At 72.3% G+C, this 25,898-nt stretch carries 28 protein-coding genes; 14 read left to right on the top strand and 14 right to left on the bottom strand.

From position 1 onward, the window contains the following. Positions 1 to 3 precede the first annotated feature (3 nt). Positions 4 to 1,689 (bottom strand): glycerol-3-phosphate dehydrogenase/oxidase, encoded by a 1,686-nt coding sequence (locus E3O41_RS07700; RefSeq protein ID WP_067023791.1) that lies wholly within the window; start codon positions 1,687 to 1,689, stop codon positions 4 to 6. Between the two features lie 49 nt (positions 1,690 to 1,738). Between E3O41_RS07700 and glpK the strand changes: the two genes are divergently transcribed. Further along, positions 1,739 to 3,238, top strand: coding sequence for a glycerol kinase GlpK (glpK, locus tag E3O41_RS07695; RefSeq protein WP_067023788.1), 1,500 nt, complete (start codon positions 1,739 to 1,741; stop codon positions 3,236 to 3,238). Here the strand turns inward: glpK and E3O41_RS07690 are convergent, their stop codons facing one another. Genes E3O41_RS07690 through E3O41_RS07670 form a run of 5 tightly spaced genes read right to left on the bottom strand, consistent with a single transcriptional unit; the run spans position 3,239 to position 8,157 of the window. Beyond that, positions 3,239 to 4,162: a siderophore-interacting protein gene (locus tag E3O41_RS07690; RefSeq protein ID WP_067023785.1), complete on the bottom strand. Its 924-nt coding sequence runs from the start codon at positions 4,160 to 4,162 to the stop codon at positions 3,239 to 3,241. Further along, positions 4,159 to 5,019, bottom strand: coding sequence for an ABC transporter ATP-binding protein (locus E3O41_RS07685; protein WP_067023783.1), 861 nt, complete (start codon positions 5,017 to 5,019; stop codon positions 4,159 to 4,161). The genes E3O41_RS07690 and E3O41_RS07685 overlap by 4 nt, the downstream gene beginning before the upstream one ends. Further along, entirely contained in the window at positions 5,016 to 6,062 is a 1,047-nt protein-coding gene (locus E3O41_RS07680) for a FecCD family ABC transporter permease (protein WP_067023780.1), read from the bottom strand. Before E3O41_RS07680 ends, E3O41_RS07685 begins: the two co-directional genes overlap by 4 nt. Continuing rightward, entirely contained in the window at positions 6,062 to 7,126 is a 1,065-nt protein-coding gene (locus E3O41_RS07675) for a FecCD family ABC transporter permease (RefSeq protein WP_083990811.1), read from the bottom strand. Before E3O41_RS07675 ends, E3O41_RS07680 begins: the two co-directional genes overlap by 1 nt. Positions 7,127 to 7,134: 8 nt before the next feature. After that, positions 7,135 to 8,157, bottom strand: a complete 1,023-nt coding sequence (locus E3O41_RS07670) for an iron-siderophore ABC transporter substrate-binding protein (RefSeq protein WP_067023777.1) — start codon at positions 8,155 to 8,157, stop codon at positions 7,135 to 7,137. 305 nt (positions 8,158 to 8,462) lie between these two features. On the opposite strand from E3O41_RS07670, the gene rpsP reads away from it, so the two are divergent. From rpsP to E3O41_RS07645, 5 genes are all read left to right on the top strand, one after another. Further along, on the top strand, positions 8,463 to 8,876 hold the full coding sequence (rpsP, locus tag E3O41_RS07665; protein WP_067023774.1) for a 30S ribosomal protein S16: 414 nt from the start codon (positions 8,463 to 8,465) through the stop codon (positions 8,874 to 8,876). Positions 8,877 to 8,881: 5 nt separating this feature from the next. Beyond that, the gene (locus E3O41_RS07660) at positions 8,882 to 9,112 is read left to right on the top strand and encodes an RNA-binding protein (RefSeq protein WP_067023772.1); all 231 of its coding nucleotides are present in this window, start codon (positions 8,882 to 8,884) and stop codon (positions 9,110 to 9,112) included. 1 nt (position 9,113) lies between these two features. Beyond that, positions 9,114 to 9,722 carry a ribosome maturation factor RimM gene (gene rimM / locus E3O41_RS07655; RefSeq protein WP_067023769.1) on the top strand — a complete coding sequence of 203 codons (609 nt, stop codon included), beginning with the start codon at positions 9,114 to 9,116 and terminating at the stop codon, positions 9,720 to 9,722. Between the two features lies 1 nt (position 9,723). Then, complete coding sequence (gene trmD / locus E3O41_RS07650; protein ID WP_135012217.1) at positions 9,724 to 10,413, top strand: tRNA (guanosine(37)-N1)-methyltransferase TrmD; 690 nt, start codon at positions 9,724 to 9,726, stop codon at positions 10,411 to 10,413. A gap of 134 nt (positions 10,414 to 10,547) precedes the next feature. Beyond that, positions 10,548 to 11,429: a formate/nitrite transporter family protein gene (locus tag E3O41_RS07645; protein ID WP_083990810.1), complete on the top strand. Its 882-nt coding sequence runs from the start codon at positions 10,548 to 10,550 to the stop codon at positions 11,427 to 11,429. Positions 11,430 to 11,487: 58 nt separating this feature from the next. Here E3O41_RS07645 and E3O41_RS07640 read toward each other — a convergent pair whose 3' ends face one another. From E3O41_RS07640 to map, 6 genes are all read right to left on the bottom strand, one after another. Then, positions 11,488 to 12,171 (bottom strand): sirohydrochlorin chelatase, encoded by a 684-nt coding sequence (locus tag E3O41_RS07640; protein ID WP_067023763.1) that lies wholly within the window; start codon positions 12,169 to 12,171, stop codon positions 11,488 to 11,490. Next, entirely contained in the window at positions 12,168 to 13,304 is a 1,137-nt protein-coding gene (locus tag E3O41_RS07635) for a uroporphyrinogen-III synthase (protein ID WP_067023760.1), read from the bottom strand. Before E3O41_RS07635 ends, E3O41_RS07640 begins: the two co-directional genes overlap by 4 nt. Beyond that, positions 13,301 to 14,539: a uroporphyrinogen-III C-methyltransferase gene (gene cobA / locus E3O41_RS07630; RefSeq protein WP_338060471.1), complete on the bottom strand. Its 1,239-nt coding sequence runs from the start codon at positions 14,537 to 14,539 to the stop codon at positions 13,301 to 13,303. The genes E3O41_RS07635 and cobA overlap by 4 nt, the downstream gene beginning before the upstream one ends. Positions 14,540 to 14,544: 5 nt before the next feature. Then, entirely contained in the window at positions 14,545 to 14,928 is a 384-nt protein-coding gene (gene nirD / locus E3O41_RS07625) for a nitrite reductase small subunit NirD (RefSeq protein WP_067023754.1), read from the bottom strand. Next, entirely contained in the window at positions 14,925 to 17,504 is a 2,580-nt protein-coding gene (nirB, locus tag E3O41_RS07620; RefSeq protein WP_067023751.1) for a nitrite reductase large subunit NirB, read from the bottom strand. The genes nirD and nirB overlap by 4 nt, the downstream gene beginning before the upstream one ends. A gap of 102 nt (positions 17,505 to 17,606) precedes the next feature. Continuing rightward, positions 17,607 to 18,380, bottom strand: a complete 774-nt coding sequence (gene map, locus E3O41_RS07615) for a type I methionyl aminopeptidase (RefSeq protein ID WP_067023748.1) — start codon at positions 18,378 to 18,380, stop codon at positions 17,607 to 17,609. 255 nt (positions 18,381 to 18,635) lie between these two features. Here map and rplS point away from each other — a divergent pair, with 255 nt between their 5' ends. The 3 genes from rplS to E3O41_RS07600 all read left to right on the top strand — a co-directional run bounded on the left by rplS (position 18,636) and on the right by E3O41_RS07600 (position 20,539). Then, entirely contained in the window at positions 18,636 to 18,986 is a 351-nt protein-coding gene (rplS, locus tag E3O41_RS07610) for a 50S ribosomal protein L19 (protein WP_067023746.1), read from the top strand. Between the two features lie 156 nt (positions 18,987 to 19,142). After that, positions 19,143 to 19,883: a signal peptidase I gene (gene lepB, locus E3O41_RS07605; RefSeq protein ID WP_135012215.1), complete on the top strand. Its 741-nt coding sequence runs from the start codon at positions 19,143 to 19,145 to the stop codon at positions 19,881 to 19,883. Beyond that, positions 19,880 to 20,539 carry a ribonuclease HII gene (locus E3O41_RS07600; protein ID WP_067023741.1) on the top strand — a complete coding sequence of 220 codons (660 nt, stop codon included), beginning with the start codon at positions 19,880 to 19,882 and terminating at the stop codon, positions 20,537 to 20,539. The genes lepB and E3O41_RS07600 overlap by 4 nt, the downstream gene beginning before the upstream one ends. Positions 20,540 to 20,549: 10 nt before the next feature. On the opposite strand, the gene E3O41_RS07595 is transcribed toward E3O41_RS07600, so the two are convergent. After that, entirely contained in the window at positions 20,550 to 20,876 is a 327-nt protein-coding gene (locus E3O41_RS07595; protein ID WP_067023738.1) for a DUF2469 domain-containing protein, read from the bottom strand. A gap of 136 nt (positions 20,877 to 21,012) precedes the next feature. Between E3O41_RS07595 and E3O41_RS07590 the strand changes: the two genes are divergently transcribed. The 5 genes from E3O41_RS07590 (at position 21,013) to E3O41_RS07570 (ending at position 24,842) form a co-directional block, all read left to right on the top strand. After that, on the top strand, positions 21,013 to 21,375 hold the full coding sequence (locus tag E3O41_RS07590; protein WP_067024286.1) for a YraN family protein: 363 nt from the start codon (positions 21,013 to 21,015) through the stop codon (positions 21,373 to 21,375). Then, on the top strand, positions 21,372 to 22,889 hold the full coding sequence (locus tag E3O41_RS07585; RefSeq protein ID WP_067024283.1) for a YifB family Mg chelatase-like AAA ATPase: 1,518 nt from the start codon (positions 21,372 to 21,374) through the stop codon (positions 22,887 to 22,889). Before E3O41_RS07590 ends, E3O41_RS07585 begins: the two co-directional genes overlap by 4 nt. Beyond that, complete coding sequence (locus tag E3O41_RS07580; RefSeq protein WP_067023735.1) at positions 22,886 to 23,350, top strand: LOG family protein; 465 nt, start codon at positions 22,886 to 22,888, stop codon at positions 23,348 to 23,350. Before E3O41_RS07585 ends, E3O41_RS07580 begins: the two co-directional genes overlap by 4 nt. Positions 23,351 to 23,448: 98 nt before the next feature. Then, complete coding sequence (locus tag E3O41_RS07575; RefSeq protein WP_173849887.1) at positions 23,449 to 23,820, top strand: ArsR/SmtB family transcription factor; 372 nt, start codon at positions 23,449 to 23,451, stop codon at positions 23,818 to 23,820. Then, entirely contained in the window at positions 23,817 to 24,842 is a 1,026-nt protein-coding gene (locus tag E3O41_RS07570) for a cation diffusion facilitator family transporter (protein WP_067023732.1), read from the top strand. Before E3O41_RS07575 ends, E3O41_RS07570 begins: the two co-directional genes overlap by 4 nt. 75 nt (positions 24,843 to 24,917) lie before the next feature. Here E3O41_RS07570 and E3O41_RS07565 read toward each other — a convergent pair whose 3' ends face one another. Beyond that, on the bottom strand, positions 24,918 to 25,874 hold the full coding sequence (locus tag E3O41_RS07565) for a bile acid:sodium symporter (protein WP_067023729.1): 957 nt from the start codon (positions 25,872 to 25,874) through the stop codon (positions 24,918 to 24,920). Between the last annotated feature and the right edge of the window lie 24 nt (positions 25,875 to 25,898).

Raw genomic sequence — 25,898 nt, 5'->3', positions numbered from 1 at the left:
CGCTCAGGCGTCGACGCCGTGCGCGTCGCGCAGCACCGCGATCGTGTCGGCGACCTCGCGGTCGCGTCGCGCGGCGTCCCAGCCGACCACGGGCGCGAGGGCGTCGGCGATCGCCTCGAGCGCGGCACGGTCGGCGCGCCCGGTGAAGGCGAGGGCGGTGCGGCGCAGCACCACGTCGGTCAGATGCACCACGTGCTCCTCGCGGACCATCCAGTCCAGCTCGCGCGTGGACAGCTCGCCGCCGAGCAGCTCGGCGTCCTCGCCCGCGCCGAGATGCCGCCACACCTCGGCCGCCCGCGTGCCGTAGCGCTCGAACAGCAGGCGCGAGCGGGGCGTGTCGCCGCCGACGTGGGCCCGCAGCCACACCGCGACGTCGCCGCGGGTGCGGGGGTAGTCGCGGCCGCCGCCGATCTGCCGCTCCTCGGTGCGCACGCGGCGCGGGGCGCCGATGAGGTCGAGCACGGCAGACGACAGGGTCTCGCCGAGGGCGCGGAACGTGGTCCACTTGCCGCCCACCAGGCTCAGCAGCGGCACACCGGCGAGGTCGCCCACCTCCACGCGGTAGTCGCGCGAGATCTGCCCGGTGAGGGCGGCCTCGCTGCGCGGCAGCGGGCGGATGCCGCTGAACCGGTAGACGATCTGACCCCGCGAGACGGGCACGCCGGGGAAGACGTCGCCGATGAGGTCGAGGAAGTAGCCGACCTCCTCGTCGGTGCACCGCGCCGGCTCCGCCGGATCGGCGGGGATGTCGGTCGTGCCCACCATGACGCGTCCCTTGAGCGGGTAGATGAGCACGATGCGGCCGTCCTCGTGCTCGAAGAAGATCTCGCGCCCGCCCGTGGCGCGCAGGAGCTCTGGGTTGTCGAGCACGATGTGCGAGCCCTTGGTGCCGCCCATGAAGCGCGTGGGCGTGCCGAGCGCCGCGTTGGTGAGGTCGGTCCACGGGCCCGAGGCGTTGACGATCACGTCGGCCGCGACGGCGAACTCCTCGCCCGACACCAGATCGCGCAGCCGCACCGCGCCGCCGTCGGCGCCCACCGCCTCGACGTAGTTGAGGGCGCGACCGCCGGCGGCGATGCCGTCGCCGAGCACGTCGAGCGCGAGGCGCTCCGGATCGTGCATCGAGGCGTCGTAGTAGGTGGCGGTGTAGCGGATGCGTGGGTTGAGCTTCGGCAGCTCGCGCAGGGAGCGCGCACGCCCGCGGAAGTCGTGCCACGGAGTGGCGCGTCCCTCGTTGGCGAACAGGTCGTAGATCGTCAGCCCCACCTTGATGACGAGGGCGCCGCGTTCGCGGGGCTTGCCCGAGAAGCCGAAGAGGAACTTCAGCGGCGCGTTCAGCAGGCCCGAGAACGTCGAGTAGATCGGGATCGTCGTGCGCAGCGGCTTGACGAAGTGGGGCGCGTTGCGCAGCAGCCGGTTGCGCTCCTGCACCGACTCGTGCACGAGCCGGAACTCGCCGTTCTCGAGATAGCGGATGCCGCCGTGCACCATGTGGCTGGAGGCGGCCGTGGCGCCCGAGGCGAAGTCGCCGCGCTCGACGAGCAGCACGTCGACGCCCTGCAGCGCGAGGTCGCGGAACGTCGCGATCCCGTTGATGCCGCCGCCGATCACGAGCACCTGCGCACGTCCCCGCTCGCGGGCCTCGGCGACCGCGGCACGGAGGGGCGAGGACGGCGTGCGAGAACTCATACCCCTAGCCTGTAGGCACAGGCAGGACGAGGCAAACGAAGGAGCCGCCGTGTCGCAGTACGTCGTCGCGATCGATCAGGGCACCACCTCGACGCGGGCGATCGTGTTCGACCGGGAGGCCCGCGCGATCGCGACCGGTCAGAAGGAGCACGAGCAGATCTTCCCCGCCCCGGGCTGGGTCGAGCACGACGCGCTCGAGATCTGGCGCAACGTGCGCGAGGTGATCGGCCAGGCCCTGTCGAAGGCCGACATCACGCGGCACGACGTGGCCGCGGTGGGCATCACGAACCAGCGCGAGACGGTCGTGGTGTGGGAGAAGGCCACGGGACGGCCGATCCACCACGCGATCGTGTGGCAGGACACCCGCACGCAGGACGCGATCGACGCGCTGGCCGCCGACGGCGGGCACGACCGCTTCGCCGACATCACGGGGCTGCCCCTCAACGCCTACTTCTCGGCCTCCAAGCTGGCCTGGATCCTCGACAACGTCGACGGCGCGCGCGCCCGCGCCGAGGCGGGCGAGCTGCTGTTCGGCACGATCGACACCTGGATCGTGTGGAACCTCTCCGGCGGTGCCGCGGGCGGCGTGCACGTCACGGACGTCACCAACGCCAGCCGCACGCTGCTCATGGACCTGCGCACCCTCGACTGGTCGGACGAGATGCTCGCGGTGTTCCGCATCCCGCGCGCGATCCTGCCCGCCATCCGCTCGTCGTCGGAGACGTACGGGGTCGCCAACCCGCACAGTCTGCTGCGCGAGACGCCGATCGCCGGGATCCTCGGCGACCAGCAGGCCGCGACCTTCGGGCAGGCGGCGTTCGCGCGCGGGGCGTCCAAGAACTCCTACGGGACCGGCAACTTCGTGCTGTTCAACACGGGCGAGGAGATCGTCCGCTCCGAGCACGGCCTCATCACGACGGTGGCCTACCGGCTCGGCGACCGGCCGGCGGTGTACGCGCTCGAGGGATCGATCGCGGTGACGGGATCGCTCATCCAGTGGCTGCGCGACAACCTCGGGATCATCCGCACCGCGCCGGAGGTCGAGACCCTCGCCCGCACCGTCGACGACAACGGCGATGTGCACATCGTGCCCGCGTTCTCGGGCCTGTTCGCCCCGCACTGGCGGCCGGATGCGCGGGGGGTGATCGCCGGGCTCACGCGCTTCGCGCACAAGGGGCACCTCGCGCGGGCGGCGCTGGAGGCGGTGGCCTTCCAGTCGCGCGAGGTGATCGACGCCATGAACGCCGACGCCGGAGTGCCGCTGGCGGAGCTGCGGGTGGACGGCGGCATGGTCCACAACGAGCTGCTCATGCAGTTCCAGGCCGACATCCTCGGCGTGCCCGTGGTGCGCCCGGCCGTGTCGGAGACGACGTGCCTCGGCGCCGCATTCGCCGCGGGGCTCGCGGTGGGCTTCTGGGACTCGCTCGAGCAGCTCGAATCGCTGTGGGCCGAGGACCGGCGCTGGGAGCCCGCGATGGGCGAGCGGGAGCGCGAGGCGCGCCTGGCGCGGTGGAAGGCCGCGGTGGAGCGCACCCTCGACTGGGTCTGACTACTCGTTCTCGGCGCGTCCGAGGCGCCAGTAGCCCATGAAGGCCACGGCCCGGCGATCCACGCCCACCTGCTGCACGAGGTGGCGGCGCAGCTGCTTGACGGCGGCGGCCTCGCCGGCGATCCACGCGTACAGCGGCGCCGACTTCAGCGCGGCGCCGCCCTTCGCGGTGCGCGGGACCTCCCAGAGCATGTCGCGGTCGATGTCGATCTCCTCGACCTCGCCGCCGCGCCCGTCGGGGCACAGCAGGCCGGCGTGGGCCTCGACGACGCGGATGAGGTGATCGTGGCGCGGCGCGGACCCGCGGCCGGCGGCATAGACGCGGAAGCCCGGGTGCTGCGGCAGGTAGGCGCAGTCGCGCTCATCGGGCACCTCGAGCACAACGATGCCCGTCGCCTCGCGCGGCAGCTGCTCGAGGATCACGGCGATCGCCGGGGCGGCGGTCTCGTCTCCGACGAGGAGGTAGTCGCCGGTGCGGGCGGGCGGCACGAAGTCCACGCCGAGGCTCACGCCCTCGTGGTGGATCGTGGGGGAGTAGATGAGCACCTCGTCGCCGACGACGGCCCGCTCGATCCAGGCGGAGGCCGGTCCCTGCACGCCGTGCGCGACCATGTCGATGTCGACCTCGCGGGCCTCGGGGCGCACCGCACGGGTGGTGTAGGTGCGGAACGGATGGCGCTGCCCGGCCGGCAGCTCGCGCCACTGCAGGTACCAGTCCTCGCCCGTCGGCATGGTCTCCAGCGGCGCCGCGTCGGTGGGGAAGACGACCTTGATCCGCTGGTCGTAGCCCGGGTCGCCGTACTCGTGCATGTCGTCGCTCGTGAAGGTGAAGCGGCGGAAGCTCGGCGTCAGGTCCTGGATGCGGGTGACGCGCCCGCGGAAGAAGCGCGACGGGCGGGTGTCGGTGATCGTGGGGGTGCTCATGCGTGGGCTCCGGTGGGGGTCGCGGGCGCGGCGGACGCGGGGGCGTCGATCGCCGCGGGGTGGGCGTGGTGCCGCCCGATCGGGAGGATGAGCGGCGTGCCGCTCACGGGGTCGGCGATGACCTGCGCCTCCAGGCCGAACACGTCGCGGATGAGGTCGGCGGTGACGACGTCCTCCGGAGCCCCCGAGGCCACGAGGCGGCCGTTGCGCATCGCGAAGAGGTGGTCGGCGTACCGGGCCGCGAGGTTGATGTCGTGCAGCACCATCGCGACGGTGGTGCCGCGCTCGCGGTTGAGGTCGGTGAGCAGGTCGAGCACCTCGATCTGGTGCGCGAGATCGAGGAAGGTGGTCGGCTCGTCGAGCAGCAGCACCTCGGTCTCCTGCGCGAGCGCCATGGCGATCCACACGCGCTGGCGCTGACCGCCGGAGAGCTCGTCGACCGCGCGATCGGCGAGCTCGGCCACGCCGGTCTCGACGAGCGCCTGCGCGACCGCGCGCTCGTCGTCGGCCGTCCACGAGCGGAACAGCTTCTGGTGCGGGTGGCGTCCGCGGCCCACGAGGTCGGCCACGGCGATGCCCTCCGGCGCCACCGGCGACTGCGGCAGCAGACCGAGCGTGCGGGCGATGTCCTTCGTGTGGAGCTCGTCGATGCGCCGCCCGTCGAGGACGACCGACCCCGCTTTCGGGGGCAGCAGCCGCGCGAGGGTCTTCAGCAGCGTGGACTTGCCCGAGGCGTTCGCGCCGACGATCACGCTGATCCGACCCGGCGGGAGCGCGAGGTCGATGCCGTCGACGACCGTCACCGATCCGTAGCCGGACGAGAGGCCCTGCGCCTCGAGGGAATGCTGCACGGTCATGCGGAACCTCCACGGCGGCTCGTGCGGATGAGCAGGTAGATGAGGTACGGCGCGCCGAGGATGCCCGTGATCACGCCGACGGGGAACTTGGTGTCGAAGGCGAACTGGCCCAGCAGATCGGCCCCGAGCACGAGGCACGCGCCCACGAGCGCCGAGGGCACCACGAGCGACGAGCCCGCCCCGACGATGCGCCCCGCGATCGGCCCGGCGAGGAACGCGACGAAGGCGATCGGTCCCGTCGTCGCCGTGGCGAAGCACGCCAGCGCCACGGCGCAGACGATGAGCAGGATGCGGGTGCGATCCACGCGCACGCCCAGCGCCGTCGCCGAGGCGTCGCCCAGTGCGAGGGCGTCGAGGTCGCGCGAGAGCAGCAGCACCACGGGCACCAGGATGATCACCGCTCCCACGAGCGGAGGCAGGTCCTCCATGCGCGAGCCGTTGAGGCTCCCGGTGAGCCAGCGCATCGCGACGGCGACGTCCCACTCGGCCGCGCGCTGGATGAGGTACGACACGACCGCCTCGAGCATGGCGCCGATGCCGATGCCGATGAGGATCAGGCGGCCGCCCGTCGCGTCGCCGCCGCGAGAGGCCGCGTAGATCACGACGGCCGTCGCGATGCCGACCGCCAGGGCGATGAGGGTGGTCAGCCCGCCCGACAGGTGCAGCACGACGAGCGAGAACACCGCGGCGGCGCTGGCGCCGGAGGTGATGCCGATGACGTCGGGGCTCGCGAGCGGGTTGCGCAGCAGCGTCTGGAAGGTCGATCCGGCGATGCCGAACGCGATGCCGCCCAGCGCCCCCGTCACGGCCCGCGGAATGCGCAGCTGGCCCACGGTGAACGAGGCGCCCGGCACGTCCTGTCCGGCCATGACGGCGAGCACCTCGGAGAGCGGGTAGATGGTGCGGCCGAGCAGGATCTCGCCGGCCAGCAGCGCGACGAGCAGCACGGCGAGCACCGAGATGCCGATCGTGCGGCGGCGCACGCGCGCGCGGCGGCCGACGCGGATGGCGTCGAGGGGCGCGGTCAGCACGGCGGCGGTCATCACAGCCCCCTCATCCGCGTGCGGCGGGCGATGATCACGAGCACCGGCGCGCCGAGGAACGCCGTGAGGATGCCGGCCTCGACCTCGCCCGGCGAGCCGATGACGCGCCCGGCGGTGTCGGCGAGCACGAGCAGCACGGCGCCGCCGAGGGCCGACAGGGGCAGGATCCAGCGCTGATCCGGGCCGGAGAGCAGGCGCATCACGTGCGGCACCATGAGACCGACGAAGGCGATCGGGCCGCACACCGCGGTCACCGCGGCGCAGAGCACGACGCCGGCGATCGCCGCGAGCGCCCGGGTGGGTCCGACGCGCACGCCGAGCCCCACGGCCACGTCGTCGCCCAGCGCGAGGGCGTTCATGCCGGAGGCGAGGGCGAACGCCACGAGGGCGGCGACGGCCAGCAGCGGCACGACGACCGCCATGGAGCCCCACTGCGCCCCGCCGACGCCGCCGACCTGCCAGAAGCGGAACTCGGTCATGGCCTGGGCGCGGGGGAGCAGGACGGCGCTGACGAGCGACGACAGGGCGGCGGTCGTGGCCGCGCCCGCGAGCGCGAGCTTGATCGGGGTGGTGCCGCCCGGGCCGACCGACCCCACGAGATACACGAACAGCGCGGCGAGGGCGCTGCCCAGCAGGGCCAGGCCGAGGTACTCGTACACCGACGAGATGCCGAAGAAGGCGATGCCGCACACGACGAACAGGGCGGCGCCCGTGTTCACGCCGAGGATGCCGGGATCGGCGATCGGGTTGCGGGTGATGGCCTGCATCACGGCGCCCGAGAGGCCGAGCGCCGCGCCGGCGACGATCGCGAGCACCGTGCGCGGGATCCGCTCCTGGACCGCGATGGCGCCGACATCGGCGGGGACCTCGCCTCGCGCGAACGCGCCCAGGCCGTCGGCGATCTCGCCGAGCGAGACGAGCCGCGAGCCGAACGCGAGCGAGAGCGCCGCCGCCGCGAGCACGGCGACGATCCCGATGACGACGAGCCCGACCCGGCGCGACGTGCCGGCCTGGCGGCCGGGCGCGTCGCGCCGGGTGCGGACGACGAGGGTGTCGGTGGCCACGCGGGCTGTTACTCCGCCTTCGCCGCGGCGTCGCCGAGGAGCGCGACGTAGTCGTCGAGCATCCACGGGATCGACAGGGCCGTGGGCGTGACCGCGCCGCTGAACGCGTCGCCGAGGCCGACCGTCACGACGGCGCCGTTCTGCACGGCGGGCAGCGTGCTCCACAGCGGGTCGGCCTGCAGCGCCTCGAGCATGCTGTCGTCGCCGTACGAGACGATGACGTCCACATCGGCGAGCTGATCGATGTTCTCGGCCGAGATGTCGGCGTAGAACGAGCCCTCGGCCGCCGCGTCGACCGCGACCTGCGGGAAGTCGAAGCCGAGGTCGCCGAGGAACGCGGTGCGCGAGTCGCCCGTGGCGTACACCGACAGGGTCGACAGGTCGGCGGCGTTGATGAAGAAGAAGGCGGCCTTCTTGCCCTTGATGGCGGGCTCATCCGCGACGGCGTCGGCGATCTGCGCGTCGAGGTCGTCGATGAGCGCGAGGCCCTCGTCGGCCTTGCCGAGGCCCTCCGAGTCGATGCGGATGGTCTCGCGCCACGGCGTGTACCAGGGCACCTCGGGATAGGCGACGACCGGCGCGATCTCGCTGAGGGTCGCGTACTCCTCCTCGGTGAGCCCGGAGTAGCCGGCGAGGATGAGGTCGGGTTCGGAGTCGGCGATCGCCTCGAAGTCGGTGCCGTCGGCGGTGTCGAAGATGACCGGCTCCTCGGCGCCCAGCTCCTCGTAGGCCTCGAGCGACCAGTCGTACAGACCCAGTCCGTCGCCGCCGTCCATCGACCAGGTCTGGTCGTCCACGCCCACGGGGGCCACGCCGAGAGCGAGCGCCACGTCGTGGTTGCCCCAGCCGATCGTCGCGACGCGCTCCACGTCCGCCGGGATCTCGGTGGTGCCGAGGGCGTGCTCGACCGTGATGGTCTCGCCGCCGCCGGCGGGCTCGGTGGCGGCGGTGGTGTCACCGCTCGCGCAGGACGCGAGAAGAGCGACGGCGCCCAGGCCGGAGGCGAGGACGAGGAGGGGCTTGCGGACCACGGCGGGCCTCTCTTTCGAGGGAAGCGGATGCTGTTCGGGTTGCAGGTGAGCCTCACCTAACTCGGTGGGGCCGTAGGTAAGGCTCACCTAAAGAGCCGATATATGCAAGTCCGCTCGGGATCCCCACAGGGAGGCGGTCGTGTCGGGATTCGTCGCGCGTCGCCGGATCTGGCAGAATAGAGGTTTGGAGCGCGCGCTCGACCCTCTAATCAGCGCGGCGATCCACCCTTTTGAGCTTCCGTCGGCGTGCATGACCCCACGCACCGGCGAATGGTTCGTTCACTTTCACACACCACAGGAGAATCGTGGCTGTCAAGATCCGTCTGAAGCGCCTGGGCAAGATCCGTGCGCCCTACTACCGCATCGTCGTCGCCGACTCGCGCACCAAGCGCGACGGTCGCGTGATCGAGGAGATCGGCAAGTACCACCCGACCGAGGAGCCCTCGTTCATCGAGGTCGACTCGGAGCGCGCGCAGTACTGGCTGTCGGTGGGCGCGCAGCCGACCGAGCAGGTCCGCGCCATCCTCAAGCTCACGGGCGACTGGGGCACCTTCAAGGGCGAGAAGGACGCGAAGAACACCGTCCAGGTCAAGGGCGAGAAGCCCGCGTTCGAGCTCGACGCCAGCAAGAAGTCGGTCGTCAAGCCCAAGGTCGAGAAGAAGGCCGAGGAGCCCGCCGACGAGGCCGCCGAGGCTGCGGCCGACGAGACCGCCGAGTAATCGCCGTGCTGGCCGCCGCGCTCGAGCACGTCGTCAAGGGGATCGTCGATCAGCCTGACGCCGTGCGCATCGTGTCCTCCTCGTCCCCGCGGGGCGACGTGCTCGAAGTGCACGTCGCGCCCGAGGACCGCGGACGCGTGATCGGGCGCGGCGGCCGGACCGCGAAGGCGCTGCGCACCGTCGTGGCCGCCCTCGCGGACGGCAGCCGTGTGCGCGTCGACGTCGCGGACGACTGACGTGGCGACTCCGCGCGCAGGCCGGACGCAGCTCCGCGTCGGACGCCTGCTGAAGGCGCACGGGCTCAAGGGAGCCCTGAAGGTCGAGCTGTACACCGACGATCCCGACCGGCGGTTCACGCCGGGGGCGTCGTTCACCCTGCAGGTGCCCGAGGCGTCCAAGTGGCACGGCAAGAGCGTGACCGTCCGCGAGTTCAAGTGGATGAACGGTCACCCCGTGGTCTTCCTCGAGGGAGTCGAGGACCGCACCGAGGCCGAGACCCTCGTCCGCGCCATCCTGTGGATCGATCAGGATCAGGACGAGCCGGCCGAACCCGATGCCTGGTACGACCACCAGCTGGTCGGCCTCGACGTCGTCCGCGACGGGGCCGTGGTGGGCACGGTCGCCCGCGTGGATCACTTCCCGGCGCAGGATCTGCTCATCGTCAAGGCCGGTGAGCGCGAGGTGATGGTGCCTTTCGTGGCTGCCATCGTGCCCGAGGTCGACGTCGACGGCGGCCGCGTCGTCGTGACGCCTCCGGCCGGGCTCTTCGAGGATCTGCCCGAGGACGCGCCGGCGTCCGAGGATGACGGCGCCGAGCCTGCCGGGGACGCCGACCGCGAGGACTGACATGCGCATCGACATCGTCACGATCTTCCCGGCGTTCTTCGATGTGCTCGACGTCTCGCTCGTCGGCAAGGCCCGCGAGCGCGGGCTGCTCGACGTGCGCGTGCACGATCTGCGCGACTGGACGCACGATCGCCACCGTACGGTCGACGACACCCCGTACGGCGGCGGCGCCGGCATGGTGATGAAGCCGGAGCCGTGGGGCGAGGCGCTCGACGAGATCCTCGGCGACGACGCCGTGCTGATCGTGCCGTCGCCGGCCGGGGAGCGCTTCACGCAGAAGATGGCGCGCGAGCTCGCGCAGGAGTCGCAGCTCGCCTTCGCGTGCGGCCGCTACGAGGGCATCGATCAGCGCGTCATCGACGAATACTCCGCGCGGGGCCGCGTGCGCCTCGTCAGCCTGGGCGACTACGTGCTCAACGGCGGCGAGGTCGCGGCCATGGCGATGATCGAGGCCGTCGCCCGACTCATTCCCGGGATGGTGGGCAACCCCGAGAGCCTCGTGGAGGAGTCGCACGAGGACGAGGGCCTGCTCGAGTACCCGATCTACACCAAACCCGCGGTGTGGCGCGACCGGGCGGTGCCCGACGTGCTCCTGAGCGGCAATCACGGTGCGATCGCGGCGTGGCGCCGCGAGCAGAGCATCGAGCGCACCCGGCGGCACCGGCCCGACCTGCTGCCCGACGAGGTCTGAGCGCGTTCTCACACGCGGGCCGCGCGCGGAGTGAACAGAACGTTCGCTGCGCGTGATCGGCGGCGACCGCCGCGGTAACGGCACGCGAGCACAGTGGTCTCACGCACCACCGATCGCTCGCACCGGAGGCCCCCATGTCGTACGTCCCGCCCGCAGACCTCGCCCAGTCCATGATCGAGACCGGGCAGTCCAAGGTCCTGATGTCCACCCGTGACACCCTGATCCGTGCGTTCATGGGCGGCGCGATCCTCGCGCTGGCCGCCGCGTTCGCGATCACCGTGTCGACGCAGACCGGGCAGCCGCTGCTCGGCGCCGTGCTCTTCCCCGTCGGGTTCATCCTGCTGTACCTGCTCGGGTTCGATCTGCTCACGGGCGTGTTCACGCTCGCGCCGATGGCGCTCATCGACAAGCGCCCCGGCATCAACCTGGCCGGCGTGCTGCGCAACTGGGGCCTCGTGTTCGCCGGCAACTTCGCCGGCGCATTCACGGTGGCCGTGTGCATGGCGATCTACTTCACCTACGGCTTCACGACGGAGCCGAGCGCCGTGGGCGTCGCCCTCAGCGAGATCGGGCACGGCCGGACGGTCGGCTACGCCGAGCACGGCGCCGGCGGCATGCTCACGCTGTTCGTGCGCGGCGTGCTGTGCAACTGGATGGTCTCGACCGGCGTGGTCGCGGCGATGATCGCCAAGGACGTCCCGGGCAAGATCCTCGCGATGTGGATGCCGATCATGCTGTTCTTCTACATGGGTTTCGAGCACTCGATCGTGAACATGTTCCTGTTCCCGACCGGCCTGCTGCTGGGCGCCGACTTCACGATCGGCGACTACCTGATCTGGAACGAGATCCCCACCGTGGTGGGCAACCTCGTGGGCGGGCTGAGCTTCGTCGGCCTGACGATCTACATCACCCACGCCCGCACGGCGCCCAAGCGGGTGCCCCTCACGCGGGCGAACGGCAAGCGCTTCGCCGCGCACCCCACGCGCGTGCCGGCGGATCTCGTCGATCAGCTCTGACGCACGCACGAGGGCCGGGATCGCGCTGATCCCGGCCCTCCCTTGCGTGCGCGGCCGGTCAGTCGGCCAGCAGGGCGAGGCCCTCGCGGTACCGCTCGGCGACGATGCGGATCACGCGGCGATCGGCCCCCAGCGGCGGCGTGACGATGTCGGCGCTGGCGCCCGCGATGAGGTTCGCGAAGTGGCCGGGGGCGAGCACGTAGCTCGCCACGATCACGCGGGCGGCGCCGGCGCGGCGGGCGGCGGCGACGGCCTCGGCGACCTTCGGCGTCGCCCCGTATGCGTAGCCGACGGTGAGCGGGGCGGGGATCAGGGCGCCGAGCGCGGTACGGACCTCGCCGACGCGCTCGGCCGCCTCGGGGCGCGATGAGCCGGAGGCCGCGAGCACGACGTGGTCCCCGTCGCGCAGGCCGGCGTCGCGCACGCGCTCGGCGAGGAGCTCGGCCAGGAGCGGATGGGGCCCGAGGGTACCGGTCGCGACCACGTCCGGCCGCGAGCGGGCCGCGCGGCCGATGTCGACGGCGGTGTGGAATCCGGGCGAGAGCAGCAGCGGCACGATGATCGCGGGCTGCGCGAACGAGGCGATCACCTCGTCGACCTGCGGCTCCTGGACGTCGACGTAGGTCTCGCGCACGGGGACGCCCAGGGCGTCACGCGCGCCGGCGACGATGGCGCTGACGGCCGCGCGGCCGTCGGGGGAGTCGGTGCCGTGCGAGCAGCAGACGAGGACGGGCGCGGTCACTCGGGGTCCTCCACGTTCAGGCGGTAGCCGCGCTTGACGACGGTCTTGATGAGCTCGGGCGCCGCGAGCGCCTCGCGCAGGCGGGCGATCGCCATCTCGACGGCGTGCGCGTTGCGCCCGGCCCCGGGGAGCGCCTCCTGCAGCGCGGCGCGCGTGACGACGGCGCCGCCCGCATCGAAGAGCGCGTCGAGCAGGGCGACGCCGGCGGGGGAGAGCGCGATGAACCGGCCGCCCAGCACGGCACCGCCGCTGCGCAGCTCCAGGCGGCCGCAGGCCGTGGCGAGCCCGGGCGCGTGGCCGCCGCCGAAGTGGGTCACGACCGTGCGCACGAGCGATCCCAGGCGGCCGCGCTCGGCGATCAGCGCGGGGATCGCCGCCTCCTGCAGGGGCACGACCGTGACGGGCCCGACGGCGGCCATGACGAGCCGGCCGCGCTCGGCGCGATCGCGCAGCGCGTCGATGACGGTGGCCCGGCGCGCCTCCGCGAGCCACTCGCTCGCGCCGGGAGCCGAGGTGAACAGCACCGCGTCGACCTCGCCCGCCGCGGCCTGCAGCACCGACCGGCGCACGGGCTCAGGATCGGGCGGCGGGCCCCAGCGGTAGACCGTGAGGCTCACGACGTCGGCGCCGTGGGCGGTGAACAGCTCGTCGAGGCCGTCGGCGCCCGAGCCGTGGTGCTGCACCGCGATCCGCTTGCCGGCGACGCCCTCGGCGACGAGGTACGCGCCGAGCTCGGCCGCGGTCTCCGACTCCGCGACCCAGTCCGCCGTGAAGCCCGCCTGCTGGATCGCGCCCCGCGCCTTGGGGCCGCGCGCCACGATCTGCGCCCCGGCCAGCGCCGCCTCGAGCCCCGTGAGCAGATCCGCCTCGTCGGCCGCCTCGATCCAGCCGCGGAACCCGACGCCAGTGGTGGCCACGACGATGTCGGGCGGGTGCGCGATGAGCTCGGCCGTCCGCTCGAGCAGCGCATCGTCGTCGATGTGCGACTCGATCGTGAGCGCCGGTGCCTGCATCACGCTCGCACCGTGACGCTGCAGCGCGGCGGTGAGCTCGCTCGAGCGACGGTCGACGGCGATGACGATGCGGCAGCCCTCCAGGGCGGACGACAGCCGTGCCGTGGTGCCGGCCGTCATCCCGTCGCGCCGGGCTCGACGACGGCGGAGCTCGGAGTGGTCATGGGAAGCAGGATATCGGCGCGGGCCACCTCGCCGATGACGATGACGGCGGGGTTGCGCACGTTCGCCCGCGCGGCGACGCGGGCCGCCTCGCCGAGCGTCGCGCGCGTCGTGCGCTGGCGGTCGGTGTGCCCGTTCTCGACGAACGCCACGGGACGGTCGCGGGGCACCCCGTGCCGCAGCGCCTCGTCGGCCAGGGCGGCGAACGAGCCCACGCCCATCAGCAGCACCGTGGTGACGGCGTCGTCGTGCAGCGACGCGAGGGTGGCGGCCGACAGCCCGCTCTGCCCGTTGATCACGTGCAGGGCAGACGCCAGGCCGCGGTGGGTCACGGGGATCCCGGCCGCCTGCGGCACGGCGATCGCGCTGGACGGTGCCGGCACGACGTCGACGGGCACCCCCGCCTCGAGGCAGGCCGTGACCTCCTCGCCGCCGCGGCCGTACACGAACGGGTCGCCGCCCTTGAGGCGCACCACGCGCCGGCCCGCGCGGGCGTGCGCCACGAGCAGCGCGTTGATCTCGTGCTGCGGCACGGGGTGGTGGCCGGGCTCCTTGCCGACGTGGATCACCTCGACGTCGGGGTCGAGCTCCTCCAGCACGTCCACCGCGCCCAGGCGATCGGCGACGACGACGTCGGCCTCGGCCAGGAGCCGCCGCGCGCGCACGGTCATGAGATCGACGGGCCCGGGCCCGCCGCCGACGAGCGAGACGCGGCCGGCGGCGCCCTCGCGGGTGCGCCGCAGCGGCACCCGGCCCGACTCGACCAGCTCGCGGATCGCCGCCGCCACGCGGCCCGTGCGCCGCGGGTCGACGCCCGCGTCGCTGGTGACGCCGACGAGCACGTCGCCGGCCCGCACCTCCGACGTCATGCGCGCACTGCCGTGCGCGCCGTCGGAGGCGTTCACGCACAGGATCCGCTCCTGGTCGCACCAGGCGGCGACCTCGGCATCGGTGCGCGCGTCGCCGGTCGCGGTGTGCACGAGCCACGCGCCGGCGAGGTCGCGCCGGGCCACCGGCTGCGCGCGCCACGGCACGCCGCGCTCGGCCACGATCGCGGCGGTCTCGGGCGCGAGCTGCGGCGCGACCACCTCGGCCGCCGCGCCGTCGTCGAGCAGGCGCGCGAGGCGCCGCGCGGTGACGGCGCCGCCGCCGACGAGCACGACCTTCCGCCCCGCGAGCGAGACCCCCAGCATCGTCGTCACGATGTCACCTCCCGCATCCGCACCCAGACCGTGCCGTCCTCGATTCCGACCGGATACACCGGCACGGAGCGCTCGTCCTTGCCCTGCGTCTCGACGACCATGCCCGTGCGCAGATCCCACGCCTGCTTGTGCAGGGGAGAGGCGATCGTCGGGATCTCGGTGCCGTCGGCCAGCAGCTTGGAGCCGACGATACCCCGCGACAGCACGTGTGCCCCGCCGTAGGGGTCATAGTTCGACACGGCGCGGACGGAGCCGTCGGCCAGCAGGAACAGCGCCACCTGCACGTCGCCGATCAGCGCCGCGCGACCGCGCTCGAGCTCGAGGTCGGCGAGCGCGCAGACGCGCACCCACGCGGCCGTCCGGGTCTCGACGATGGTCATCGGCGCACCTCCAGCGTCGTGCCGGCGATGAGCACCGCGCCGCCCTCGCGCTCCTCGCGCGTCGCGGGCCGCACCTGGCCGCGCTCGGGCACGTAGGCGAGCGAGGGATCGGGGGTGTCGGGCGCATTGACGAACGAGTGGAAGCGCGTGAGCTTCTCGGGATCGCGCAGGGTCGCCGCCCACTCGTCCTCGTAGCCGTCCACGTGCCGGGCCATGGCGGCGTCGAGATCGGCGGAGATGCCGAGCGCGTCGTCGAAGATCACCGCGCGCAGCCCGTCGATGCCGCCCTCGAGCTCCTCCAGCCACGGCGCCGTGCGCTGCAGGCGATCGGCCGTGCGGATGTAATACAGGAAGAACCGGTCGATGGCCGTGATGAGCTCGGCGTCGCTCAGTCCCTCGGCCAGCAGCTGCGCGTGGCGCGGGCTGAAGCCGCCGTTGCCGCCCACGTACATGTTCCAGCCGTGCTCGGTCGCGATCACGCCGACGTCCTTGCCGCGCGCCTCCGCGCACTCCCGCGCGCAGCCCGAGACGCCGAGCTTGAGCTTGTGCGGCGCCCGCAGGCCCCGGTAGCGCAGCTCGAGCCGCACCGCCATGCCCACGGAGTCGAGCACGCCGTAGCGGCACCACGTCGATCCCACGCACGACTTCACGGTGCGCAGCGACTTGCCGTACGCGTGCCCCGACTCGAAGCCCGCGTCGACGAGGCGCTGCCAGATGAGCGGCAGCTGCTCGAGCCGGGCGCCGAACATGTCGATGCGCTGGCCGCCGGTGATCTTCGTGTACAGCCCGAAGTCCTTCGCGATCTGCCCGACCTCGATCAGGCCCTCCGGGGTCACCTCGCCGCCCGGCATGCGCGGCACGACCGAGTACGAGCCGTCCTTCTGCATGTTGGCCATGACGTGATCGTTGGTGTCCTGCAGCGCGGCGTTCTCGCCGTCGAGCACGTGGCGCCCGACCAGGCCGGCGAGGATGCTCGCGACCGCGGGCTTGCAGATGTCGCAGCCCCGCCCGCGGCCGAAGCGCCCGATGATCTCGCTGAAGGTGGTCAGCTCCGACACGAGGATCGCGTCGAAGAGCTGCCGACGCGAGAGGTCGAAGTGCTCGCACATCGCGGTGCTGACGGTCTGGCCCAGCCGCGTGAGCTCCTTGCCGACGATCTTCTTCACCGTCACGAAGCACGACCCGCACGTGGCGCCGGCCTTCGTGCACGCCTTCACGGCCGCGGCGTCCGCGCAGCCGTCGTCGTGCACCGCGCCGCGGATCCGGCCGGCCGTCACGCTCGAGCACGAGCACACGATCGCCTCGTCGGGCAGGTCGCCCGCCGGCGCCTCGACACCGTCCGCCGGGAGCAGATAGGCGGCCGGATCGGCCCCGAGCGGCATCCCCACCAGCGGCCGCAGCGAGCCGTAGGCCGAGGCATCGCCGACGAGGATGCCGCCGAGCAGGGTCCGCGCGTCGTCCGAGAGCACGAGCTTCTTGTAGACGCCGCCGATCGGATCGGTGTAGACGACGTCGAGCGCGCCGGGCGTGGTGGCCATCGCGTCGCCGAAGCTCGCGACGTCGACGCCCGAGAGCTTGAGCTTGGTCGAGTCGTCGTAGCCGGGGAACGACGCCTCGCCGCCCGAGAGGCGATCGGCGGCGACCTCGGCCATCGCGTACCCCGGGGCGACGAGCCCCACGCACCGGCCCTCGAAGCTCGCCACCTCGCCGATCGCGTAGATCGCCGGGTCGGCGGTGCGGCACGCCTCGTCGATGATCACGCCGCCGTACGGGGCGCTGGGCAGGTCGGCCTCGCGCGCGATGCGGTCGTTGGCGCGCACGCCCACCGTGAAGATCACGACGTCGGCGGCCTCGTACGAGCCGTCCTGGAACTCGATGCCCGCGACCTGGCCCGTGTGATCCGGATCGAAGCGGGTCGAGCGTGCCTGCGTGCGCACGCCGATGCCCCGGCGCGTGATGAGGCGCCCCAGCACCTCGCCGGCCGCGCGGTCGAGCTGCTGGTTCATCAGGTGGGTGCCGGACTGCAGCACGGTGCAGTCGACGCCGAGGCCGCGCAGCGCCCCCGCGGCCTCGAGCCCCAGCAGGCCGCCGCCGACCACCCGGCCGACGAGGGGCCGGCCGAGCTCCGCCGAGCGGCGCTCGACGAACGCGGTCAGCCGCTCGAGGTCGTCGATCGTGCGGTACACGAAGCAGCCGGGCAGGTGGGCGCCCTCCACCGCGGGGCGCGGCGCCGACGAGCCCGTCGCGAGCACGAGCGCGTCGTACGCGTGCTCGACGCCGGAGGCCGTGCGCACGAACCGCCGGTCGCGGTCGATCATCACCACGGGGTCGCGGGGGATCACCGTCACGCGCGGATCGCGCAGCGGGGCGGCCTCGAGCGCGAGGTCGTCGGCGGATCGCCCGCTGAAGTACGAGGTCAGGCCGACGCGGTCGTACGGCAGCCGGCCCTCGTCGCCCACGACGGTGACCCGCCACGGCGCGTCGCCGCGCGCGAGCAGGCTCTCGACGAAGCGGTGGGCGACCATGCCGGCGCCCACGACGACGACGCGGCGGGAGGGGAGCGTGTCGGCGATCATGCGCCCAGGCTAGGAAGCCGGTGTTTCCCCGCCCGCGCCCGGGCGATTACCTCGCGCGAACAGTTCCCTCACATGCGGCCTTCGCCGCGTGTGAGAACGCGCTCACAGCCCGGAGCGGTCGGTGAGGATGATCGGGCCGTCCGCGGTGATCGCGATCGTGTGCTCGGAGTGGGCGCCGCGCGATCCGTCGGTGCTGCGCAGCGTCCAGCCGTCGGGGTCCGTGAAGAGCTTGTCGGTGGTCTGCAGCAGCCACGGCTCGAGCGCGAGGACGAGGCCGGCTTTGAGCGGGTACCCGCGACCGGCGCGGCCGTCGTTGGGCACGTGCGGGTCGCCGTGCATCGTGCGGCCGACGCCGTGCCCGCCGAAGTCGGTGTTGATCGCGTAGCCGTCCCCGTGCGCGACGGCCGCGATGGCGGCGGAGATGTCGCCGATCCGGTTGCCGGGCACCGCCGCTGCGATCGCGGCGTCGAGGGCGCGCTCGGTGGTCTCGATGATTCGCAGGTCCTCGTCGCGCGGCGTGCCGACCACGAACGACACGGCGGAGTCGGCGACCCAGCCGTCGACCGAGGCGGCGAAGTCGAGCGTGACGAGATCGCCGTCGCGCAGGTTGTAATCGAACGGCAGGCCGTGCAGCACGGCGTCGTTGATCGAGGTGCAGATCACCTTGCCGAACGGCATCGCGCCGAACGACGGGTGGTAGTCGATGTAGCAGGACTCGGCGCCGGCGGCCCGGATCATGTCGTGCGCTCGGCGGTCGATGTCGAGCAGGTTGGTGCCGACCTTCGTCTCGTCCTTCAGGGTGGCGAGCGTCTCGGCGACGAAGCGGCCGGCGGGCCGCATCTGCTCGATCTCGGCGGGCGTGCGCAGTTCGATCATTCCGGTTCCTCCAGGGGTGTCGTCTCCATTCTCGCGGATGCACCGATGCGCGGGCTGTGCGCCGCGGCGGGCGGTTTGGGGACGGGCCCCGGACGTGGCAGAATGGAGAGCTGTGCTGTGGCACGGTGCGCCGTTGCGCATCCTGCTTCGCGCTCTGCCTCAGGGGGGACGAGGGCCGGGATCCGGCCTCACTGCACGAGAATCTCCTTTCCTTCGATGGCGGTCGACCTGTGGCGGCCGCAGAAAGATAGCGCCATGAACCTCATTGACGCCGTCGACGCAGCATCGCTGCGCACCGACATCCCCGCCTTCGGCCCCGGTGACACCATCAAGGTGCACGTGAACATCGTCGAGGGCTCGCGCTCGCGTGTCCAGGTGTTCCAGGGCGTCGTGATCGCCCGCCAGGGCGGCGGCGTGCGCGAGACCTTCACGGTCCGCAAGATCAGCTTCCAGGTCGGCGTGGAGCGCACCTTCCCGGTGCACTCGCCGATCATCGACAAGATCGAGGTCGTCACCCGCGGTGACGTGCGTCGCGCGAAGCTCTACTACCTGCGCGAGCTGCGCGGCAAGAAGGCGAAGATCAAGGAGAAGCGCGAGAACGCGTAATCCGGCCCCTCGGAAGCGCCCCCGGTCTGCGGACCCGGGGCGCTTTCGCGTTTCCGGGGAGTTGTCAGGCGCGAATCGGCGGGCCGGTGCGGGGCCGCGCGCTCGGATGTGCGAACCTGGAGGGAGCGCCCGCTCCGGCGCCGGACGAAGGATCAGATGAGCAGTTCAGACACCGTCGACGCCGCCGCGAAGCCCCGCTCGGGCGGCCGCGGCCTCGCCCTCTTCCTCCGAGACGTCGCCGTGATCATCGTGATCGCGGTCGTGGTGTCGTTCCTCATCAAGACCTTCGTGGTCCGCTCGTTCTACATCCCCTCCGCGTCGATGGAGGACACCCTCCTCGTCAACGACCGCATCCTCGTGGACGAGCTCACGCCCCGCTGGAACGAGTACGAGCGCGGCGACATCATCGTCTTCGCGGATCCGGGCGGCTGGCTGCCCGCCTCGCCCGAGCCGGCTCGCTCGCCGATCGAGGAGGGCGTCGACTGGTTCCTCACGCTGATCGGCGTCTCGGCCTCGGACTCGGAGGACCACCTCGTCAAGCGCCTGATCGGTCTGCCGGGCGATCACGTGGTGTGCTGCAACCCGCTGGGGCAGATCACCGTGAACGGCCAGGCGGTCGACGAGCTGTCGTACCTGAAGCTGCCCGCCGGCGACACGCAGGCCTCCAACATCCCCTTCGATGTCGTGGTCCCGGAGGGATCCCTGTGGGTCCTCGGCGACAACCGCGACATGTCCAAGGACTCGCGGTACAACACCGATCAGCCCGGTGACGGCTTCGTCCCCGTCGAGAACGTCGTGGGGCGCGTGTTCCTGCGCATGTGGCCGTTCGACCGGTTCGGGCCGATCGACGGCACCAACGCCTTCACCGGCGTGCCCGATCCGGAGCCCGCCGGATGACGGTCGTCGCGCCCAGGCTCACGCTCGAGCGGCAGCTGCTGCGCGAGACGCCGCTCGTGTTCGCGTGCGACGAGGTCGGGCGCGGCGCGCTGGCAGGGCCCGTGGCGGTGGGCGCGTCGGTGATCGACGCGGCGGGCGCCCGTCGGCGCGTGCCCGAGGGCCTGCGCGACTCCAAGCTCGTGGCCGAGGCGCGGCGGCCCGATGTGGCGGCGCGCGCCGCCGACTGGGTGCGGGCCAGCGCCGTGGGGTGGGCCAGCGCGGCCGAGATCGACGAGGTCGGCATCATGCGCGCCCTCGGCCTGGCGGCGCTGCGCGCGCTGGCGGCGGTCGAGGAGCTCGGCTTCCCGGCCGCGTCGGGCGTCGTCCTGCTCGATGGCAACTACGACTACATCACCCCGGCGGGCGGCCGCGGCCTGAACGTGCGCTCGGTGATCAAGGGCGACCGCGACTGCGCCTCGATCTCGGCGGCCTCGGTGATCGCCAAGGTCGCGCGCGACGCCGAGATGACGCGGCTGCACGACGACCATCCGGTGTACGAGTGGGGCCGCAACAAGGGGTACGCCAGCCCGGCGCACCGCGACGCGATCCGCGCGAACGGCCTGAGCGCGTATCACCGGCGCTCGTGGGCGATCGCCGACGCGCCCACGCTGTTCTGACGCGCGCTGCTCAGCTGCCGTCGAGCGAGAGCTCCTCGGGCAGCTGGAAGTCGCGGCGGGTGAGCTCCTCGATGTTGACGTCCTTGAACGTCAGCACGCGCACCGACTTGACGAACCGGTCGGCGCGGTAGATGTCCCACACCCAGACGTCGTTCATCGTCAGCTCGAAGTAGAAGTCGTGCTCGGTGTCGTGACGGACGACGCTGACCTCGTTGGCCAGGTAGAACCGGCGCTCGGTCTCGATCACGTACTGGAACTGCCCGACGACGTCCCGGTACTCGCGGTACAGCGCAAGCTCGAGTTCGCGGTCGTAGTCCTCGAAGACGTCGTCATCCATGATGCGTCCATCCTATGCGTCGCGCGGGCGCGGGGAGCCGCTGAACGCTCGCTCACAGGGCCGGCCGGCGCGCGGCCTGTCCACAATCCGCGGGATCCCGTCCGGCGGCGCCGTGCGCGGCGCGACGCTGGGCGTCATGGCACGCAAAGACGACCTGGGACGGGCGGGAGAGGAGCGGGCGGCCGCGCACCTGCGTGAGTGCGGCTACGTCATCCTCGACCGCAACTGGCGGTGCGCCGAGGGCGAGCTCGACATCGTGGCCCAGCGCGACGACGGCATCGTGGCGGTGGAGGTGAAGACCCGCAGCGGCACGGCATTCGGGCACCCCTTCGAGGCGGTCGACGATCGCAAGCTGCGGCGGCTGTGGCGGCTCGCCTACGCGTGGCGCCGCGCGCATCCCGACGCGAGCCGCGGCCGGCGCCTGCGGGTCGACGTGGTCGCGCTCGTGGGGCCTGACCCGGCCACGGCGCGGCTGGAGCACGTCGAGGGGCTGTGGTGAGGGTCGCGCGCACGTGGTCGGTGGCGCTGTCGGGCCTGCACGGCGAGCTCGTGGAGATCGAGGCCGACGTGACCTCCCACACCCCGGAGTTCAAGATCATCGGGCTGCCCGACAAGACGCTCGGCGAGGCCGCGCGTCGCGTGGTGAGCGCGTGCGAGAACAGCGCCCTGCCGCTGCCGCGTCAGCGCATCACCGTCAATCTCTCGCCCGCGGCGCTGCCCAAGCACGGCTCCGCGTTCGACCTCGGGGTGGCGATCTCGACGCTCGCGATCGAGGGCATCGTGCGCCCGGAGTCGATCGCGCGCACCGTGCACCTCGGGGAGCTCGGGCTGGACGGCCGGCTGCGGCCGGTGCCCGGCGTGCTGCCGGCCGTGCGCGCCGCCGCGGCGGCGGGGTTCGAGCGCGTGGTGGTGCCGCACGCGAACCGCGCGGAGGCCGAGCTCGTGCCCGGCGTGCAGGTGCTGGGGGCGGTCTCGCTCGCGCAGGTCGCGGCGCGGCACGGTGCCGAGATCGAGGTGCCGGATCTGGCCCCGGTCGCGCGCGAGGCCGTCGTCGCCGCCGCGTCGGAGCCGGGGGACCTCGCCGAGGTCGTGGGCCAGCGCGAGGCGGTCGAGTCGCTCATCGTGGCGGCCGCGGGCGGCCATCACCTGCTCATGATCGGTCCGCCCGGCGCGGGCAAGACCATGCTGGCCAGCCGGCTGCCGGGGATCCTGCCGCCGCTGGACGACGACGCCGCCCTCGAGGTGGCCGCGCTGCGGTCGCTGAGCGGCGAGGTCGTCGACGCCCTCTCGCGCACGCCGCCGTTCGAGGCGCCGCACCACAGCGCCACGGCGGCCTCGCTCGTGGGCGGCGGCTCCCGCTCGGCGCGACCGGGCGCGATCTCGCGCGCCAGCCGCGGCGTGCTGTTCCTGGACGAGGCGGCCGAGTCGCGGGTGGGGCTGCTGGACGCGCTGCGGCAGCCACTGGAGAGCGGCCGCATCGACATCCATCGCGCGGGCTTCACCGCGAGCTTCCCCGCCCGCTTCCAGCTCGTGCTGGCGACGAACCCCTGCCCGTGCGGCGAGTTCGGCGTGCGCGGCGGCACGTGCCTGTGCGCCCCGAACGTGGTGCGCACGTATCAGCGCAAGCTCTCGGGGCCGCTGCTGGACCGGATCGACATCGAGCTGCACCTGTCGCGCGTCACCGCCGCGGCCGGGCGCGGCGACGTCTCTTCGCGCGAGGCGCGCGAGCGCGTCATGGCCGCGCGGGCCCGCACCGCCCGGCGCCTGGCGGGCACGCCGTGGCGGCTCAACGCCGAGGTGCCGGGCGCGTGGCTGCGCGGCTCGGGCCCCGCGATCCCGGCCGACGAGCGTCGTCCCCTGGATGCCGCGCTGCGCCGGGGCGTCATCACGCTGCGCGCCTACGACCGCATCCTGCGGCTGGCGTGGTCGCTCGCCGACCTCGCCGGCCGCGACGTGCCGAGCGCCGCCGACGTGGGGCGCGCACTGTTCCTGAAACGAGGAGGAGACTCATGAGCGGCATCCTGAGGGAGCGCGCCGTCGCCGGCGCGGCGGCCGCGCTCTGGCCGCACGCGTCCGACACCGAGCGCGAGACGCGCATCGCCCGGGCGGCGTGGGCGATCGTCGCCGAGACCGGCGACGGGGTGGCGGGGCGCACGGTGAACGCGCTGGGGCCCGTCGACGCGCTCGTCGCCGCGGGCCGGGCGGCGGCCGGCTCGGGTGCCGCCCCGCCCGGGGTGGCGGAGGCGGAGTGGGCCGCCGCGGTGTCGCGCTGGCGGCCGCGCCTGGCGGAGGGCGCGCGCCTCGTGGCGGCGGCGCTCGAGACCATGCGCCGCCGCGGGCTCACGCTGCTGGTCCCCGAGGACGGCCCGCTGTGGCCCGAGCAGCTCGCCGACCTCGGGGACCACGCGCCGCCGGCGCTGTGGGTGCGCGGCGACCCGGTCGGGCTGGCCGGTCTGCATCGCGGCTATTGGTAGTGCGCGCTGTTCCTTCTGGCGATATTGGGGGGATCCAGCGGCTGGGGAATGCTTGTCGCGTTCACTCCTCGCGCGACGAATGATGCAATAATCTGCGTATGGATGCAGATAAGCAGAGATGTGGAATGGACCCGGACAGCCAGTACGTGGAACTTGCGGTCGAGGTGTTCGGCCTCCTCGCGGACGCGACCCGAGTGCGGATCATCCTGGCCCTGCGCACCAACGACGAGCTGTCGGTGAATCACATCGCCGACATCGTGGACAAGTCGCCAGCGGCGGTCTCGCAGCACCTGGCGAAGCTGCGGATGGCGCGGATCGTGTCGACCCGGCAGGAGGGCCAGCGGGTCTTCTACCGGCTGGCGAACGAGCACGCCTCCCAGTTGGTATCCGACGCGATCTTCCAGGCCGAGCACGCCATCGCCGACGGCACGACCCCGGCGCACCACCACGAGGAACGAGAACGAGCATGACCCAGCACGACCACGTGCACGATCACGGCGCAGGACCTCACGGGCACGATCATTCTCATGGTCACGGCGAGCACGGGCACTCGCACCCGACGGGGTTCAAGGGCTTCCTCTACGGAATCTTCGTGCCGCACTCCCACGATGCTGTGGACTCGATCGACGACGCGATGGAGGCCCACGCGCAGGGCATCCGGGCACTGAAGATCAGCCTCGTGGTCATGCTCGCGACGACCGTGGTGCAGGCCGTGATCGTCGCGTTCTCCGGGTCGGTCGCGCTGCTGGCCGACACGATCCACAACCTGTCCGACGCGCTCACCGCGGTCCCGCTGTGGATCGCGTTCGTGCTGTCCCGCCGGGTCGCGACGCGCAAGTACACGTACGGGTTCAACCGGGCCGAGGACCTGGCGGGCCTGTTCATAGTGCTGATGATCGCGCTGTCCTCGATCGTCGCCGCATATGAGGCGATCGACCGCATCGTGAACCCTCGGCCAGTCGAGAACATCGGCTGGGTGATCGCCGCGGGCATCGTCGGGTTCCTGGGCAACGAAGCCGTCGCCGTCTACCGCATTCGTGTGGGGAGGAAGATCGGCTCGGCCGCGCTGGTCGCTGATGGCGTGCATGCCCGCACGGACGGGTTCACGTCTCTGGCGGTGGTCGCTGGCGGGGTCGGCGTGCTACTGGGCTTCCCCCTGGCTGACCCGATCGTCGGTCTGCTGATCTCGGCGATGATCGCGGTGCTCCTGGTCGGCACGGTGCGCTCGGTCGGTCGCCGACTTATGGACGGCATCGAGCCGGAGCTCGTCGACCGGGCCGAGCACGCACTGACGCATCTGGCTCAGGTCAAGTCCGTGGAACAGGTGCGACTGCGGTGGGTCGGCCACCGCCTCCGCGGCGACGCGGTCGTCACGGTCGCACCGATGAGTTTGGCCGAAGCCGACCGCCTGGCCGTTGCGGCCGAGGCGTCAGTGAAAGAGCACATGCCTAACGTCGACGAGATGGCTGTCCGCGTGACGGCCACGAAATAGGGCACGTGCGTCGTCAAACGGCGAGCTAGCCCGAGCGGGTCAGTGCTCTCAGGCGGTGGCGTCTGACGGTACCCGCTACGGGACCAGCCGCGGGATGAGGCGGACGAAGACGACCATGACGACGAGTTCGACGAGCGTCTGAGTGACGACGATGAGTGGGGCGAGGTCGAAGGCGACAGGAAGTGCCAGGACCAGGGGGAGCACGACGAGCGAGTTCCGCGTCGCGCCGCTGAATACGACCGTCCGCTTCGCTGGAACGTCCAGCCCTGCAGCAGCCCCGGCGAGCATGCCGACGGGGACCATGACCGCGGCGAAGAACACGTAGACAGGGATCACGAGGAGCAGGCCGGTGATCTGCTGCCCGACGCCTGCGATCTGGGAGGCCACGACCACGGCGAGCGTGAGCATCATGAGCGGCACCATCGCTGCCAGCCCGACCCGTTCGAGCACGCGTCCCCAGCGTGTTCGTGCCGCCGCGAGCTGCGTGAGAGCAGCAGCCGCGAGCGGTAGGACGATGAGCAGCAGGAACGCCTCCGCGAACGGTCGCAGGTCAACTGCTTGCACGAACTCCTCTCCGACGAAGAGCCACAGGTATGCGGGAAGCAGCAGGATCTGGGCAAGCATCAGCAGCGGCGCGGCCGCGAGCAACCGTTCCCGGGAGCCGCCGGCCAGTCCTGCGAACACGATGACGTAGTCCACGCACGGCGTCAGCAGAACGAAGAGCACACCGATCAGCAGCACCTGGTCGTGCGCGACGATACGAGACAGCACCCACACCACGACCGGCACCAGCACGAAGTTCACCACGAGCAGCGTCGTCAAGAACCGCCAGTCACGGAAAGCGAGCCGGAGCCGCGCGAACGGCACGCCGAGGAAGGTGACATAGAGCAGCAGCCCGAGCACGGGGTTGATCGCTGTCTCCGCGGGATGCGCCAGGGCCGGGAACAGGAGGCCGGCCACAGCGCCCACGGCCAAGGCCACAAGGTAGAGCGCGACTTGGTGTCGCTCCATCCACTTCACGCCCTGTGCCATGCGACCATCCTCCCAGGCTCGCAA

It is taken from the genome of Microbacterium sediminis (genome assembly GCF_004564075.1).
Lineage (GTDB): Bacteria > Actinomycetota > Actinomycetes > Actinomycetales > Microbacteriaceae > Microbacterium > Microbacterium sediminis.
This window is presented reverse-complemented; position numbering and strand designations above follow the sequence as displayed.